Source organism: Sulfitobacter faviae (assembly GCF_029870955.1).
Lineage (GTDB): Bacteria > Pseudomonadota > Alphaproteobacteria > Rhodobacterales > Rhodobacteraceae > Sulfitobacter > Sulfitobacter faviae.
This window is the reverse complement of sequence record NZ_PGFQ01000001.1, coordinates 2273799-2289468: the sequence shown is the minus strand read 5'-3', so window position 1 is coordinate 2289468 and position 15670 is coordinate 2273799. Positions and strand designations below refer to the sequence as shown.

Annotated in this window: 16 protein-coding genes and 1 tRNA gene; 10 read left to right on the top strand and 7 right to left on the bottom strand. The window is 64.1% G+C overall.

Annotated features, from left to right (window positions below; genetic code table 11):
* Positions 1-146: 146 nt before the first annotated feature.
* The 8 genes from CUR85_RS11830 (at position 147) to dtd (ending at position 6741) form a co-directional block, all read left to right on the top strand.
* On the top strand, positions 147-1061 hold the full coding sequence (locus tag CUR85_RS11830; protein WP_136720677.1) for a 5-bromo-4-chloroindolyl phosphate hydrolysis family protein: 915 nt from the start codon (positions 147-149) through the stop codon (positions 1059-1061).
* The gene (locus CUR85_RS11825; RefSeq protein ID WP_067264081.1) at positions 1061-2257 is read left to right on the top strand and encodes a toxic anion resistance protein; all 1197 of its coding nucleotides are present in this window, start codon (positions 1061-1063) and stop codon (positions 2255-2257) included. Before CUR85_RS11830 ends, CUR85_RS11825 begins: the two co-directional genes overlap by 1 nt.
* Positions 2258-2279: 22 nt before the next feature.
* Positions 2280-2981: a DUF2927 domain-containing protein gene (locus CUR85_RS11820; protein WP_343245434.1), complete on the top strand. Its 702-nt coding sequence runs from the start codon at positions 2280-2282 to the stop codon at positions 2979-2981.
* Complete coding sequence (locus CUR85_RS20215; RefSeq protein ID WP_343245433.1) at positions 2978-3241, top strand: DUF2927 domain-containing protein; 264 nt, start codon at positions 2978-2980, stop codon at positions 3239-3241. Before CUR85_RS11820 ends, CUR85_RS20215 begins: the two co-directional genes overlap by 4 nt.
* 35 nt (positions 3242-3276) lie before the next feature.
* Entirely contained in the window at positions 3277-4398 is a 1122-nt protein-coding gene (locus tag CUR85_RS11815; protein ID WP_209219081.1) for an SPFH domain-containing protein, read from the top strand.
* A 108-nt stretch (positions 4399-4506) separates the two neighbouring features.
* Positions 4507-5619 (top strand): TFIIB-type zinc finger domain-containing protein, encoded by a 1113-nt coding sequence (locus tag CUR85_RS11810; RefSeq protein ID WP_067267714.1) that lies wholly within the window; start codon positions 4507-4509, stop codon positions 5617-5619.
* Positions 5616-6293, top strand: a complete 678-nt coding sequence (locus CUR85_RS11805; RefSeq protein WP_067267713.1) for a nitroreductase — start codon at positions 5616-5618, stop codon at positions 6291-6293. The genes CUR85_RS11810 and CUR85_RS11805 overlap by 4 nt, the downstream gene beginning before the upstream one ends.
* Position 6294: 1 nt before the next feature.
* Positions 6295-6741: a D-aminoacyl-tRNA deacylase gene (gene dtd, locus CUR85_RS11800; RefSeq protein WP_067267711.1), complete on the top strand. Its 447-nt coding sequence runs from the start codon at positions 6295-6297 to the stop codon at positions 6739-6741.
* 190 nt (positions 6742-6931) lie between these two features.
* Here the strand turns inward: dtd and CUR85_RS11795 are convergent, their stop codons facing one another.
* The 5 genes from CUR85_RS11795 to CUR85_RS11775 form a co-directional block, all read right to left on the bottom strand.
* A complete protein-coding gene (locus CUR85_RS11795; protein ID WP_280322655.1) occupies positions 6932-7063 on the bottom strand; it encodes a hypothetical protein in 132 nt (43 codons plus the stop codon).
* A gap of 117 nt (positions 7064-7180) precedes the next feature.
* Positions 7181-7423, bottom strand: a complete 243-nt coding sequence (locus CUR85_RS11790) for a DUF1127 domain-containing protein (protein ID WP_067267708.1) — start codon at positions 7421-7423, stop codon at positions 7181-7183.
* 260 nt (positions 7424-7683) lie between these two features.
* Positions 7684-9564, bottom strand: coding sequence for an acyl-CoA synthetase (locus CUR85_RS11785; RefSeq protein ID WP_067267706.1), 1881 nt, complete (start codon positions 9562-9564; stop codon positions 7684-7686).
* A gap of 148 nt (positions 9565-9712) precedes the next feature.
* Positions 9713-11524 (bottom strand): ABC transporter transmembrane domain-containing protein, encoded by a 1812-nt coding sequence (locus CUR85_RS11780; protein WP_067267704.1) that lies wholly within the window; start codon positions 11522-11524, stop codon positions 9713-9715.
* A 154-nt stretch (positions 11525-11678) separates the two neighbouring features.
* A tRNA-Gly gene (locus tag CUR85_RS11775) sits at positions 11679-11752 on the bottom strand.
* A gap of 168 nt (positions 11753-11920) precedes the next feature.
* Between CUR85_RS11775 and CUR85_RS11770 the strand changes: the two genes are divergently transcribed.
* Entirely contained in the window at positions 11921-12226 is a 306-nt protein-coding gene (locus tag CUR85_RS11770; protein WP_280322653.1) for a hypothetical protein, read from the top strand.
* A gap of 11 nt (positions 12227-12237) precedes the next feature.
* Positions 12238-12861, top strand: a complete 624-nt coding sequence (locus tag CUR85_RS11765) for a YihY/virulence factor BrkB family protein (RefSeq protein WP_280322652.1) — start codon at positions 12238-12240, stop codon at positions 12859-12861.
* On the opposite strand, the gene CUR85_RS11760 is transcribed toward CUR85_RS11765, so the two are convergent.
* Both CUR85_RS11760 and CUR85_RS11755 read right to left on the bottom strand, forming a co-directional pair.
* The gene (locus CUR85_RS11760; protein ID WP_067267701.1) at positions 12852-13433 is read right to left on the bottom strand and encodes a hypothetical protein; all 582 of its coding nucleotides are present in this window, start codon (positions 13431-13433) and stop codon (positions 12852-12854) included. The genes CUR85_RS11765 and CUR85_RS11760 overlap by 10 nt on opposite strands.
* Complete coding sequence (locus tag CUR85_RS11755; RefSeq protein ID WP_067267699.1) at positions 13430-15670, bottom strand: xanthine dehydrogenase family protein molybdopterin-binding subunit; 2241 nt, start codon at positions 15668-15670, stop codon at positions 13430-13432. The genes CUR85_RS11760 and CUR85_RS11755 overlap by 4 nt, the downstream gene beginning before the upstream one ends.

Below are 15670 nucleotides of genomic sequence, written 5' to 3'. Positions count from 1 at the left end.
GACAGTGCCGGCACGGCGTTGCGCCCGATCTGGGGCAGCAAAAGGGGAAACATGATGGCGCCAACAACCTTTCAGAAAATCGCCTTTGGCGCGTTGCTGGTGCTGCTGCTTGGGCTCACCAGCGGTTTTCTTGGGGGCTTTGACCTATGGCGCAGCGCTTTGGCGGCAAATATAGCCCCGACCCCGACGCCACCCCCGGCAGCGCCCCGCGCAAGACCGCGCGCCTGCGCGTCGATCCGGCGGGCGGTCGGGTGAACCTGATGTTCCTGCCGCCGGTGCTCTTGGCGGCGACTTCGCTCATCGGGGGCGCGGGCACGCTGGTCCTCGGCCTTGGCGGCGCGTTCCTGTTGGCCTCTGGCGTCTGGTTGTTGCGCGATGGCTTGCTGGCCGAGGCGGAATACCACGAGCGCAAAGTCGCCCGCCGCCCCGTCCTGCCGCGCAAGATTCTGGCTGCCCTCTTGGCCGGTGCGGGCGCGGCCCTCGCCGCTTATAGCAACGATCCCAGTCTCGCCGCGGCCCTGCTCTATGGCATCGCCGCCACTGCGCTGCACTTCGCCGCATTCGGCATCGACCCGCTACAGAACAAGGGCATGGAGGGCATCGACACCTTCCAGCAAGACCGCGTCGCCCGGGTGGTGGATGAGGCCGAAAAACTGCTCTCGGGCATGAGCCAAGCGATCCTGCGCGCGGGCGACCGCCGCGCCGAAGCGCGGCTGGCGGAGTTTCAAGAAACCGCCCGCCATTTGATCCGCACCGTCGAGGAAGACCCCCGCGACCTGACCGCCGCCCGCAAATACCTTGTCGTCTATCTGCGCGGGGCGCATGATGCGACGGTGAAATTCGCCGACCTCTATGCCCGCAACCAAGACACCCAAGCACGCGATGACTACCTCGCCTTGCTGGACGATCTGGATCAGAACTTCGCCGCGCGCACGGCCAAATCGCTGCTGGATGACCGCAGCGATCTGAACGTGGAAATCGATGTGCTGCGGGCGCGCCTCTCTCGTGAGGGGGTCCGACTGGAACAACCCACCCCTGCAAATACTAAGGAAGAACAGTGATGACCGATGCCCTCCGTGACAAAGCTGCCCAATCGCAAGGGTTGGTGGAAGAAGTGAACGCAACCGTCTTGCCCGAACCGGCGGATGCCAATGCCATCGTGCCGCTGAACAAAGCCGATCCCGAACAGAGCGCGGAAATCCAAAAGCGCATGGCCGAGATCGACGTGACCGATACCCAGTCCATCGTCAGCTTCGGCTCTGCCGCACAGGCCGAGTTGCAAGAGATCAGCCAATCCATGCTGGCCGATGTGCGTAACAAAGATGTCGGCCCCGCGGGCGACAGCCTGCGCACCATGGTCAGCGCGATCCGCGGCTTCTCGGTCTCGGAATTGGACGTGCGGCGCAAGCAAAGCTGGTGGGAGAAACTGCTGGGCCGTGCCACGCCCTTTGCCAAGTTCACCGCCCGTTTCGAAGAGGTGCAGGGCCAGATCGACCGGATCACCGACAACCTGCTGGCGCATGAGCATACGCTGTTGAAAGACATCAAATCGCTCGACCTGCTTTATGAAAAGACGCTGCAATTCTATGACGAACTGGCGCTTTATATCTCTGCCGGTGAGGCCAAGATCGAAGAGCTGGATCACAAGACTATCCCCGCCAAACAGACCGCGCTGGATAAGGCGAGCGAGGACGATCAGGTGATGCGCGCGCAGGAGCTGCGGGATCTGCGTGCCGCCCGTGATGATCTTGAGCGTCGGGTGCATGACCTGAAACTGACGCGGCAGGTCACCATGCAGTCACTGCCCTCGATCCGTCTGGTGCAGGAGAATGACAAAAGCCTTGTGACCAAGATCAACTCGACCTTGGTCAACACCGTGCCCCTGTGGGAGACGCAGCTGGCGCAGGCTGTCACCATCCAGCGCAGCGGCGAGGCGGCAAATGCGGTACGCGAGGCCAATGATCTGACCAATGAACTGCTGACCTCCAACGCCAAGAACCTGCGCGACAGCAACAAGGTGATCCGTCAGGAGATGGAGCGCGGCGTCTTCGACATCGAGGCGGTGAAACAGGCCAATGAAGACCTGATCGGCACCATCGAAGAATCCCTGCAAATCGCGGATGAGGGCAAGGCGAAACGCGCCAATGCCGAGAAGGAGTTGCAGGAGATGGAAGGCCGCCTGCGCGATACGCTCGCCGCCGCCAAGGCCCGCGAAACGGGGTTGGGCGATACCACCGGCAACGCGGTGCCAAGCTAAGACTGACGTGAGGGAACAGGCCATGCAAGGACGTCTGCGCAGAAATCTGCGCGCCGCAGGGGCGCTGGCGCTGAGCACGCTGCTCTTGGCCTGCGCCGAACCTGCGCCCGTCTTGCAAAAGGTCGCCAAACCGCAGGCCCGCCCTGCCGCCGCCACCCCTTCCCCGGCGGCGGTGGCGAAACCGACCTCGCAGAAAAGCGCCATGCTGCGCAGCTATTTGCATCAGGTCGAAAAGGCGCAGTTGGGCCAAGATCTGCTGCGCCAAGACGGAGGCGGAGAGGACACACCCTTTACCAGCGAAATGCTGGCGCGCAACTTTGAGCAGATCGCGCTGTATAACGAATATGACGGCAATTTCTCAGGCCAAGGCGGTGCCAGCCCGCTGCGCCGTTGGGATGCGCCGGTCCGGATGCAGATTATCTTCGGCGACAGCGTACCGCCCTCGCAGCGCCGATCCGACACCGCCAAGATCAACGCCTTCGCCCGCCGTTTGGCGCGGGTGACCGGGCATTCGATCTCGATCGGCGACAGGCCGAATTTCATGGTGGTCGTGGCCTCGGAAGATGACCGGGTCGATGCGCTGGCCCAAGCGGCGGAAAAGGTCGCGGGCGTCAGCAAATCCTCGCTCCGGGCCATGCGCAACATGCGCCGCGACACCTATTGCGCCGTGGCCGCCTATGCCGCGGGGACAACCCCAATGTCTATACCGCCGCCGTTGCCGTGATCCGCTCGGAAAACCCCGAATTGCTGCGGCTGTCGTGCATTCACGAGGAATTGGCGCAGGGCTTGGGCCTTGCCAATGACAGCCCCGCCGCGCGACCGTCGATCTTCAATGACGACGACGAATTCGCCCTGCTCACCAAACATGACGAACTTCTGCTCAAGATGCTCTACGACCGGCGCCTGCGCCCCGGCATGACGGCAGAGCAGGTCAACCCGATCACCCGGATCATCGCGCGCGAGTTGACGGACGGGCCGGTGTAACGCAGCATTACGACGAAAGAATAAGGACCATCCCCATGGGCATTTTCGATTTCCTCTCTGGCCAGTTCATCGACGTCATCCATTGGACCGACGACACCCGCGATACGATGGTTTGGCGGTTCGAGCGTGAGGGCCATGAGATCAAATACGGCGCCAAGCTGACAGTGCGTGAGGGGCAAGCGGCGGTTTTTGTGCATGAGGGGCAGTTGGCGGATGTCTTCACCCCCGGTCTCTATATGCTTGAAACCAACAACATGCCGATCATGACGACCCTGCAACACTGGGATCACGGCTTTCGCAGCCCGTTCAAGTCTGAGATCTATTTCGTCAATACGACCCGCTTCAACGACCTGAAATGGGGCACCAAGAACCCGATCATCGCCCGCGACCCTGAGTTTGGCCCCGTGCGCCTGCGCGCCTATGGCACCTATTCCGTGCGGGTGAGCGACCCCGCGAAGTTCCTGACCGAGATTGTCGGCACCGATGGTGAGTTCACCATGGACGAAATCTCGTTCCAGATCCGCAACATCATCGTTCAGGCTTTCTCGCGCACACTCGCCTCCTCCGGCATTCCGGTGCTCGACATGGCCGCCAACACGCGCGAGTTGGGGCAGTTGGTGGGCAAGGATATCGCCGCCCAGATTGCGGAATACGGGCTGGCGATGCCCGAGCTTTACATCGAAAACATCTCCCTCCCGCCCGCGGTCGAGGCGGTGATGGACAAGCGCACTTCGATGGGCGTGGTCGGCAACCTCAACGAATACATGCAGTTCCAAGCGGCTGAGGCGCTTGGCCGCGAAGGTGCGGGCGGGGCCGCGATGCAAACGGGCCTCGGCGCGGGGTTGGGGATGAGCATGGCCCAAGCCGCCACCGCGCAGGCAGGCCCCTGGGGCGCGCGCCCTGCCCCCACCGCCGCCGCACCGGTGCCGCCGCCCCCGCCGCCGGTCGAGAAGGTCTGGCACATCGCCAAGGACGGCGCGACCTCTGGCCCGTTTTCCAAGGCGGCCATGGGCCGCAAGGCGAGTGAGGGCAGCCTTACCCGCGATTCTCTGGTCTGGACGCCGGGCCAAGATGGCTGGCAGCGGGCCGAGGATGTGGCCGAACTGGCGCAGCTTTTCACCGTGATGCCCCCGCCACCGCCGCCGCCCCCGGCCTGATCCGCAGGCGCGTGGGCAAAGGACCTTCGCGCGTCCCGCCCGTGGCCCCTCAGGTCCACGGGCCACCCCCATCCGCCCCGCCGCGATTGACCTTGCAAAGCACCCCTTATGTCCGCCACCGATCTGCCCCCCGCCGCCCCGCTTGAAGAGCACCGTTTCCCCTGTGACACCTGCGGCTCGGACATGCGCTTTGACCCGGCGCAGGCGCTGCTGATCTGCGATCACTGCGGCAATGTGGAGCCAATCGACGGCAGCGGGCGCCACGCCCATGCCATCGCCGAACAGGATTTTCGCGCCGGATTGCAGGCCGCCCTGCCCGCCGCCGAGATGGAAGAGACCCGCGTCACCACCTGCCCCAACTGCGCAGCGCAGGTGGAATTCGAGCCCGGCAAACACGCCGCCGAATGCCCTTTCTGCGCGACGCCCGTGGTGATCGACACCGGCACCAACCGCCATATCAAACCGCGCGCCGTGCTGCCCTTCGCCCTGCCCGAAGAGCGCGCCCGCGACGCGATGAAAGACTGGCTTGGCAGCCTTTGGTTCGCCCCCAACGGGCTGCAACAATATGCCCGCAAGGGCCGCCGGATGCAGGGCATCTATGTGCCCTTCTGGACCTATGACGCACAGACCGCCTCCAGCTATCGCGGGGAGCGTGGAACCGTCTATTACGTCACCCGCACCGTCATGCGCGATGGCAAGCGGGTGAAGCAGCAGGTGCCGAAAATCCGCTGGCGGGCCGCGTCGGGGCGGGTGGCTCGGTTCTTTGACGATGTGCTGGTGCTGGCCTCCCGGTCGCTGCCCAAGAAACACACCGACGCGCTGCACCCTTGGGACCTCTCCGCGCTGGAGCCCTATGCGCCCGAATACCTCGCCGGTTTCCGGGCCGAAGCATATGGCATCACGCTGGAGGAAGGCTTTGTTCAGGCCCGCGCCCATATGGACCGGGTGATCGAGCGGGACGTGAAGTTTGACATTGGCGGCGACCGCCAGCGGGTGCATGACATCAACACCCAAGTCAGCGATGTGACCTTCAAACATATCCTGCTGCCGGTCTGGCTTGCCGCCTATAAATACCGTGGCAAGACCTATCGTTTCGTCGTCAACGGCCATTCCGGCAAAGTGCAGGGCGAACGCCCCTATTCCGCCGTCAAAATCACCTTTGCCGTGGTGCTGGGGCTGATCGCCGCCGCCATCGTCGGCTATTTCATGGCCCAGCAATGACCCAGAGCTACGACCAGTTCACCGACCTCTTGCAGGCGCGCTATTCCTGCCGCGCCTTTCGGCCCGATCCCGTCCCCAAAGACAGCATCACCCAGATCGTCAGCGCCGCGCGCCATGTGCCCTCGTGGTGCAATGCGCAGCCATGGCAGGTGACCATCACGCGCGGCGCAGGCACCGATGCCTTTCGCGCAGCCCTCCTTGAAGCCGCCAGCGCCGACACCCCGGTCGCGCCGGACCTGCCATGGCCCACGGGCTACTCCGGGGCCTATGCCGAACGCCGCCGGACCTGTGGCTTCCAGCTTTACGATGCGGTGGGCATTGCCAAATCCGATCGCGCCGCGCGTCAGGCGCAGATGCTGCGCAACTACGCGCTTTTCGACGCGCCGCATGTGGCCATCGTGACCGCCCCGGCCGAGCTTGGCCCCTATGGCGCGATGGACTGCGGCGGCTTCGTCACCGCCTTCACCCTCGCCGCGACGGCGCTTGGCGTGGCCAGCATCCCGCAAGCCGCCATTGCCGCCTATGCGCCCTTGGTGCGCGAAGTTCTCGCGTTGCCCGAAGATCGGCTGGTGCTCTGCGCAATCTCCTTCGGCTATGCCGATGAGACGCACCCCGCGAACGCCTTTCGCACCGAGCGGGCCGCCCCTTCTGACATCATTGATTGGAAAGACTGACATGCGCGCATTGCTGCAACGGGTGACCGAGGCTTCGGTCACGGTCGAGGGTGAGGTTATCGGAGAGATCGGCCCCGGCCTGCTGATCCTCGTCTGCGCCATGCCCGAGGACACCGAAGAAACCGCCGAGAAACTGGCCCTGAAAATCTCAAAACTGCGGCTGTTTAAGGATGAGGGTGGCAAGATGAACCTGAGCCTTGCCCAAACCGGCGGCAGCGCTTTGGTGGTGAGCCAATTCACCCTCGCCGCCGATACCGCGCGCGGCAACCGCCCCGGCTTTTCCGGCGCGGCGAAGCCCGAGATGGCCGAAGCGCTCTATTCCCATTTCGCCCGCAGCCTCGCCGGGCTCGACATCCCCGTGCAGACCGGACGGTTCGGCGCGGATATGGCCGTGGCGCTGGTCAACGATGGGCCGGTGACCCTCTGGCTCGATACGGCGGCGCCCTGATAAGTCGGTGGAAAACATGGGCCGGCAAGCTTGGGAGGAGGTAAGCTTGCCGGCCGGTATAACGGGTCCGGGAGGAGGAGGACCGTTAATATGCGGTGTCAGATCAACCCGGGAAGGAGCGGGGTCCGGCACCTGACAATGCAGCGCGTAAGGCGCGACATTGATGGCTGAGGGTCAAAAGCGCAGTGGCTTAAAGACCGTCGTATTCTTCGGTCACCAGCGCTTGGGCGTGCTGGGGAATTTGGTTGCGGTCGATGCCCGCACGCTCAAGCTGTGCGTCGCTCATGCTGTTGAGGACGGCCTGCATGCGCGAGATCTGCATCTGAGTGACGCCACGCGCCAGCAGGCTGCCGACCTTGCCCGCCGCGGTGCCAAGCGCGCCGAGGACCGGAGCGGACGCATCACGCAGGGAGAAACCGTGGGGGCGGATAGGATATTGTCATACTTCATAGGTCTGTTCCTTTGAAAGTTCTTCCGACGCCACACGCCGGATCTCGCACCGTGCGATGCCGATATCGGACAGTTCGCGATCGCTCAGTACGTTGAGTTCTGTGAAAGTTCGGTTGTAAGCTGCGCGCCGGGCTTTGATCTGGGCCACGCGACGGCGCATGCCGTCAACGCTGTGATGAAGCCCATCGAGCGCGGAGCTCAGGGTAGTGCCACGTGAGATTGCCATCGTCATAAGCGCAACTCCTTTCAGAATGCTGCAAGTGCATTATCAATGCTGCAATGCAGAAGTAGTACGCTCTGACCCTATTTTGAACCCGCAGAATTTGCATAGGCGCTATGCCCGAAACGAAAGGCCGGGGGCTAACTACAGGTAAACAGCCTAAAATTTTTGCGCCGATACACAGGAAATGTGCATCGGCGCAACGCAGCGGGGCTGCAATCAGGGGATTTGGGGACGGGCGGCGGCGTGCCGCCCTTTCTTGTGTGAGTCGTTTAGCTCGCCGGTTCCCAAGGGCGCGTGTAGACGCTGAGCACCTTTGAGACCTCATCGTGGGTCGCGTCGTTCATCGTGACCTGCGCCACCAACCCGCGTTTCTTGTCGTCCACCACCTCGGTCACCCGCGCGGCACAGCCCGCCTTTTCAAGGCTGCCGTTATAGACCCGCGTGATCGCGTCCTTGCGCAGATCGGGTTTGAAGATCTTGCCGACAGCCGTCTTGGGCAGCTCGTCCATGATCTTGAGGTGCTTGGGCTGGGCTGCGCGTTCCGCGACATGCTCACGCGCATAGGCCAACAGTTCCTCTTCGGTGACATTGGCACCCTCAACGAGTTCGACAAAGGCGCAGGGCACCTCGCCCGCGTGGGGGTCGGGCTGGCCGATGGCACCCGCAAAGGCGACGGCCTCATGGCCCAGCAGCGCCTCTTCGATCTCGGCGGGGTCAATGTTGTGGCCGCCGCGAATGATCAGGTCTTTGGCGCGGCCCGTGATCCAGATATAGCCATCGCTGTCGATCCGGCCCAGATCGCCGGTGCGCAGGTATTTGCCGTGGTAGAAGAGGTCTTTGTTCTTGTCTTCCTCGACATAGGTATGGCCCGAGAAGACGCCGGGGTTCGAGACGCAGATCTCGCCAATCTCATCCGTCTCCGCGTCGATCGGACCATCCACGGTGCCCTTGATGATCCGCACGTCCGAATAGGGGAAGGCGATACCGATGGAGCCGACCTTCTTGATCCCGTCCGTCGGGTTGCAAGAGACAAGGCAGGTCGCCTCGGTCAGGCCGTAGCCTTCGACCAGCGTGACGCCCGTGGCCTTCTCAAACCGGCGGAAAAGCTCCAGCGGCAGCGGGGCGGAGCCGGAGAAGGCGGTTTTCACCGTGCTGACATCCGCATCAATCGGGCGCTGCATCTTGGCCGAGATCGCCGTAGGCACAGTAATGATAAAGGTGATCTTCCACCGCTCCACCAACTTCCAGAAGTTGTCAAAGACACCATCCCCGCGATAGCCCTGCGGCGTGGGGAAGACCACATGCGCGCCCGACGACACGGCGGCCATCAGGATCACATGGCAGGCAAAGACGTGGAACAGCGGCAGCGGACACATGATATTGTCTTGCTCGCTGAACAGCAGCCGATGCCCCAGCCAGCCGTTGTAAATGAGGCCCGAATACTTGTGCTGCGCCACCTTTGGCATCCCGGTCGTGCCGCCGGTGTGGAAATAGCAGGCAACGCGATCCTCTTGCACATCCTCAAAGTTGAGCGAGGTGTTCTGCTTGGCGATCTCGGCGTTGAAGTTGAGGTATTTGGCTTGGTTGTTCACCATCCCCTTGGGCCGCACCAGCGGGACGATCCAGCTTTTCGGCGGGGTGAGATAGCGCACCAGATCAACCTCGAGCACCGTGTGCACCTTGGGCGCAAGCCGCACCGCTTCGGCGGTCTTCTGGGCCACGTCCGTCTTCGGGAAAGGCCGCAGGGTGACGACCACGGAGGCGCCCACTTCGCGCAGGATGGCACCGATCTGTTCGGCGTCCAGCAGCGGGTTGATCGGGTTCACGATCCCGGCCACGGCACCGCCCAGCAGGGTGATCGTCGTCTCGTTACAGTTGGGCAGCACATAGGCCACCACGTCCTTCTCACCTACGCCAAGGCTGCGGAAGAGGTTCGCCGCCTGCGTCACGCGGCCATGCAACTCTTTCCAAGACAGCGTTTCGGCCTTGTCCTTGGGGCCCGAGAAAATCTGATAGCTGACGGCATTGTGGTTGGGGAATTTCGCGGCCGTATTGCTTAGCATTCCGTAAAGCGTCTTGGCCACGTCGCGGTCTTCCCACGGCATTTCCGCCGCGATGGCATTGCGGTCTTCGATCCCGGCGAATGTCATGGTGTCTCCTCCCCTGTGCCGGTGTTCCGGCTTATTCTCCTCGCGCCAGATTGCGGCGAAACGCGCCGTTTCGCAAGCAATCGGCGGCAACAAACGCAACGTCACACTAGGGTGACGTAACGCCGGGGTTGCACTGTTCAAGGGCGGCTCAGGCCGCGGCGGCGGCCCCATCGGTGAACTGAAGCCGCGCCAGACGCGCATAAAGCCCGTCACTGGCGACCAATTCGTCATGGGTGCCGATGGCCGCGATGCGCCCGGCCTCCATCACCACGATGCGGTCGGCCTTTTTCACGGTGGCCAGACGGTGCGCCACGATCAGCGTCGTGCGATCCGCGCTGAGCCGGTCGACGGCGGCCTGCACCAGCCCCTCACTCTCGGAATCCAGCGCCGAGGTCGCCTCGTCCAACAGCAGCACCGGCGCGTCGCGCAGGATGGCGCGGGCGATGGCGATGCGTTGTTTCTGCCCGCCCGACAGCATCACGCCGCGCTCGCCCAGATAGCTGTCATAGCCATCGGGCAGCGCGGTGATGAAGTCATGCGCGGCGGCGGCGCGGGCGGCTTCCTCGACCTCTGCGTCACTGGCATCGGGGCGTCCGAACCGGATGTTCTCAGCCGCCGTGGCAGCAAAGATCACCGGATCTTGCGGCACCAGCGCGACCGAACGGCGGAAGTGGTCCCGCGCCACATCGCGCAGGTCGACCCCATCTAAGGTGATCCGCCCCGACTGCGGGTCATAAAAGCGCAGGATCATCTGGATGATCGTCGTCTTCCCCGCGCCCGAGGGGCCGACAAAGGCCACCGTCTCACCGGGGTTGATCTCAAGGTCGACGCCATCCAGCGCCGCCACATCGGGGCGGGCGGGATAGGTGAACTGCACGTTCTCAAAGGCGATCCGCCCCGCGACAGGCTGCGGCAGGCTGCCCTGGCTTGCGGGCGCCGGGTCTTGCACCGTATCCTGACTTTGCAACAGGTCGATTAGCCGCTCCGTGGCGCCCGCAGCGCGCTGCAACTCGCCCCAGATCTCTGACAGGGCGGCGACCGCGCCCGCGACCATGACCGCATAGATCACGAATTGCACCAGCGCGCCCGCGCTCATCACATCCGCCCGCACGTCTCGCGCGCCGATCCACAGCACGCCCACCACGCCCGCGAAGACCAGAAAGATCACGATCATCGTCATCACGGCGCGGGTCTTGATCCGGCGCTGCGCAGCATCGAAAGAGGCTTCGGTCATCTGCGCGAATTGGCCCCGGCTTGCGGCCTCATGGGTAAAGGCCTGCACCGTTTGCACCGCGCCCAACGTCTCAGAAGCATTGCCCGAACTTGCCGCGATCCAATCTTGGTTCTCGCGGCTGAGCATCCGCAGGCGGCGGCCCAGCGTCAGGATGGGGATCACCACGGCGGGCACAATCAGCAGCACCAGCCCGGTCAATTTGGCCGAGGTCAGCAGCATCAGCCCCAGACCGCCCACGAAGATCAGCAGGTTGCGCAGCGCGATCGAGACCGACGATCCGATCACCGAGAGGATCAGCGTGGTGTCGGTGGTGATCCGGCTGAGCACTTCGCCAGTCATGATACGCTCATAAAAGGCCGGGCTCATGCCCACCACACGGTCAAACACCGCGCGCCGGATATCGGCCACCACCCGTTCGCCCAGCCGTGTCACCAGCGCATAGCGCAGCCCGGTGCCAAGGGCGAGCAGCCCCGCGATCAACAGTGCGGCGATGAAATAGAGGTCGAGCAATTCGCTCTCTCCCGTGCCGAAATTGTCGATCACCCGCCGCACCGCCAAGGGCAAAGTGAGCGAGATCATCGCGGTCAGCACCAGCGCCGCCCCGGCGGCGGCCATCAACCAGCGATAGGGCGCCATGAAAGGCATCAGCGCCGCCAAAGCCCCGATCCGCCGCGACTTTTCGCGTTCGTCTTTGGCGCTTGGTGCGGGGGCTGGGGTGCGTGCCATGGGCTTTCCTTTGTCTTTCCACATCGGTCATGGCGCGGGGGCTGGGCGGGGTCAAGCAAGACCGCCCCGATAAGGACAATCTGCCGCCCCCGACAGACAGCGGCGGTCGCATCTATCCCGCGCGGCGGCGGTCACGAAAGTTTCGGGGAAAGAGTGGAGCGGGCGACGGGAATCGAACCCGTATCATCAGCTTGGAAGGCTGAGGTCTTACCATTACACAACGCCCGCGCTACGGCTCCTCTCCTATTTTATCGCTCCCTGAGCGTCAAGTGGAGCGATGCCCCTTTGGCAAGATCAATCACATGAGCCTGCTCTCGCCTGTGGCCGGTCATCAAGGTGGCAGCGCGGGCCAAGGGGCACTAGCTTAGCCTCACGGGATGAAAACGAGGCATTGGAATGGACGCCAGACCGGCCCAAGACCAAAAGCGCGAGGTCGTCATGACCCACGGAGTTCTCAGCGAGGACCCCGAGGATCTGTTTCACGGCACCGGGTTGCGGGTCGTGCGGGCCGTCCTGCACGAGGCGGTGCTGCGGCTGTGGAGCGATGATGCTTTTGGCATGGCCGGAAACGTGGCCTTTCGCGCGCTGCTGGCGATCTTCCCCTTCCTGATCTTCACCAGTTCGCTCACTGCCTTTGTCGGCGACCGGTCGATGGCCGATGACCTGATCCATTTCCTGATCGCCATTGTCCCCCTGCCCTGATCGAACCGATCGTGTCGGAGGTGGAAAAGGTCATGACCGTGCCGCGCGGCGATCTGCTCAGCGTGGGTATCCTGCTGACCGTCTGGTTCGCCGTGGGCGGAGTCGATGGGGTGCGCGTGGGGTTGAACCGCGCCTATGGGCTGCGCGAGACGCGGTCGGTCTTCACCATCTACGCCGTGCAGGTCGCCATGGTGCTGCTGGCAAGCCTGATCCTCGTGATCGTGGGCTATCTGCTGGTGCTCGCCCCTCGGGCCGGGTCTTGGCTGCATATGTTGATGCCGGGTTTCGATCCGCGTTCGGTCACCGTGGGGCTGGTCCGCTTTCCCGCCTCGGCCACGATCCTGCTGGTCGCCCTCTTCGCGGCCCATGTGATCCTGCCCGCACGGCGGACGCGGTTTAACAACATCTGGCCCGGAGTTGTCGCCACCGCCGCTGCTTGGACCGTGCTGGCGGTGCTGTTTTCATCCTACCTGCGCAGCTTTGGCACCTATGCCAGCTATTACGCGGGCATGGCAGGGATCATCGCGGCGCTTTACTTCATGTATCTCGCCGCGCTGGTGCTGATCTTTGGCGGAGAGTTGAACCGCGCCCTGCGCATCCGCAGATTGGCCCGCGCGATGAGCGATCAGCCCTGATCCCCCGCACAGGGCGTGCCCGCAGCGCCCCAGACCCTCACGTCATGCACCAACGCATCGAGCGTCCCCTCGGGCACCGACCTCCCCGCGCCGGGGGCGAAACCCCAGTTTACAAAGGCGGAGTTTTGCAGGTGATCGACCAATGAGGCGATGTCATGCCCGTCGTTGGTCTCAGGATCGCGCAACTGGATGCAGACCTCGGCTGAGGACTTGCCGAACCACGCCAATTCTACCGGCGGCAGCCGCCAAGCATCGTCGATATGCGGTGGGGCATGGGGCACCGTGTTCGCAGCGGCAGAGGTGACATGGCAGGCGTCACAAGGGATGCTCTCGGCCCCGATCCGGCTCTCGCCCGCGCGCACATTCATGCCGTGCACCGCCTCCGGCCCATAGCCCAAGCCCTGCCACATCGGCTGCCCCTCTTCGCCTACATGGCAATTGGTGCAACGCGGATGCGCGGTGACGGTGAAAATCCGATCCCAAGCGGCCAGCCCCTCGGCGCGATCGGGCGCCTCCTGCGCAAAGGCGGGGGCGGCCAGCATGAGTGCGGCGCAGGTCAATAGATATCTCATGCGAAATCCACGGATTTAGACAGGGGGAGTTCACGGATCCGCTGGCCCGTGGCGGCGAAGATTGCATTGGCCAGCGCAGGCGCCGCGGGCGGCACGCCCGGCTCACCAATGCCGCGCAGCTTGCCGCCATTCTCCAACCCGCGCACCTCGATCTTGGGCGTCTGATACAGCCGCAACCCTTCATAGAGGTGATAGTTGTCCTGCTGCGGCACCCCATCGCGATAGGTTAGTTCGCAGTTCATCGCATGGCCCAAGCCCCAGATCACCGCGCCGGCGAGTTGCGCCTCGAAGTTGACCGGATCCATCACGCGGCCCACTTCGGCGACAACGAAAACGCGGTCGATCTTGAGACCCGCGTCGGTCTGGCTGACCTCGACCACCTCGGCCACCGGCACGCCGAAGGACAGGCAGAACGCCAGCCCCCGGCCCCGCCCCGGGCCAAGGTCTGCGCCCCAGTCCGACATCTCGCCCACAGCCTCCAACACCCCGCGCGAGGGCGCATGGGTGCACAGCCGGAGCCGTTCCTCCAAAGGATCGACGCCCGCGGCATGGCACATCTCATCCATGAAGCTTTCGTGCAGGAAACCGTTGCCCGACGCCCCGACCGACCGCCACGAGCTTACCGGCACCATCGCGGGCACACGGTGGCCGGTCACGCGGTAATCGGGGATCGCAAAGGGCTGATCCCATGCGCCTGCGACGATGGCGATGTCGGGGCCGAAGACCGGCTGGTTCAGCCGCGCCATCTGCGATTCCGCCGTCGAAGGTGCTGCGATGGCCAATTCATAGGCCGCGATCTGCCCCTCCGAGACTTTGCCCCGCGCCCGCGCCATGGCCAGTGGGCGGGGGAAGTCATGGGTGAAATCCTCCTCCCGCGACCAAACCATTTTGATCGGTGTGCCGGGCAGTTGCATCGCCACTTCGACGGCGCGCAGGGTATAGTCATCCTCAAGCCGCCGCCCGAAACTGCCGCCCGACATCAGCACATGGATATGCACATTCTCAGCGTCGATCCCGGTGAGCGCGGCCACATTGGCCTGCATGAAACGCGGGATCTGCGTGCCGGTCCAGATATCGACGCGGGCCTTCTCCAGCTTCACCACCACGCTCATCGGCTCCAGCGGGGCATGGGCCAGATAGGGGATGCGGTACGCGGCCTCCAACACCTCCCCATCGGCCAGTGCGGCGCTGACATCGCCGTCATCGCGAAACCGGCTGTCCTGCCGGTCATCGGTGAAGGAGGCCGCCACGGCTTTGAATTGATCCGCCGTGTCGCCGATATAGGGCGACGGGCCCCAGTCACATTTCACCGCCTGCGCGGCCTGAAAGGCCCGCCAGGTGTTGTCGGCCACCACGGCGACGCCGCCGGTGATGGGCAAGACCGCCTTCACGCCGCGCATCTTTTCGGCGCGGCCCGCGTCAAAGCCCATGATCGCCCCGCCCTGCGCCGGGTTGGTGCGGGTCGTGGCGTGAAGCATCCCCTCCATCACCATGTCGATGCCATAGGTCTGGGTGCCAGTGGATTTGGCCATGATATCGGTGCGCATCTGCGGCTTGCCAAGGTGCCGCCACGCGCCGGGGTCGCGCAGCGTGACCTCGGTCACCGGGTCGATCTCCGCCGCGGCGGCGGCGAGGTCTTGATAGGCCAGCCGCATGCCGTCGGGCAGCACCACCACGCCCGCCTCGGTCTTGAGTTGGCTCCGTTCCAGCCCCGTCTGCGCCACGGCGGCGGCCAACAGGGTTTCGCGGGCCACGGCCCCGGCCATGCGCAGCCTGTCGTACATATCCGGCACGGTCGAACTGCCGCCGGTCAATTGCAGGCCGAGCAGCTTTCCCGCCACATCCGAGGCGCCGCGCCCGGTCCGCGCCAGCAGCGTTTCCGAGGTCGCGGCAATCGGCATCGCCTCAACCCCGACCACGCCGTTGTAATAGACCGGCGAAGGCGGCCCGGGCGTGATCTGCACCCTGTCGAGGTCGACATCCAACTCCTCGGCAATCATATGGGCTTGGATCGAATAGGCCCCCTGCCCCACATCGGCGCGCGGGGTGATCAGCGTGACGCCGCTTGCATCAATCTTGACGTAGGGCGTGATCGCCGCCGCACCGGGTGGCAAGCCTTCGAGCAGCGGGTTCTTCAGGTCACGTTTGTACAGATAGGTGCCAAAGGCCACGCCCCCGGCAATGGCGGCGGAGCCAACGATGAAACTGCGGCGGGTGATGGTGCGCAGGCGCGACAT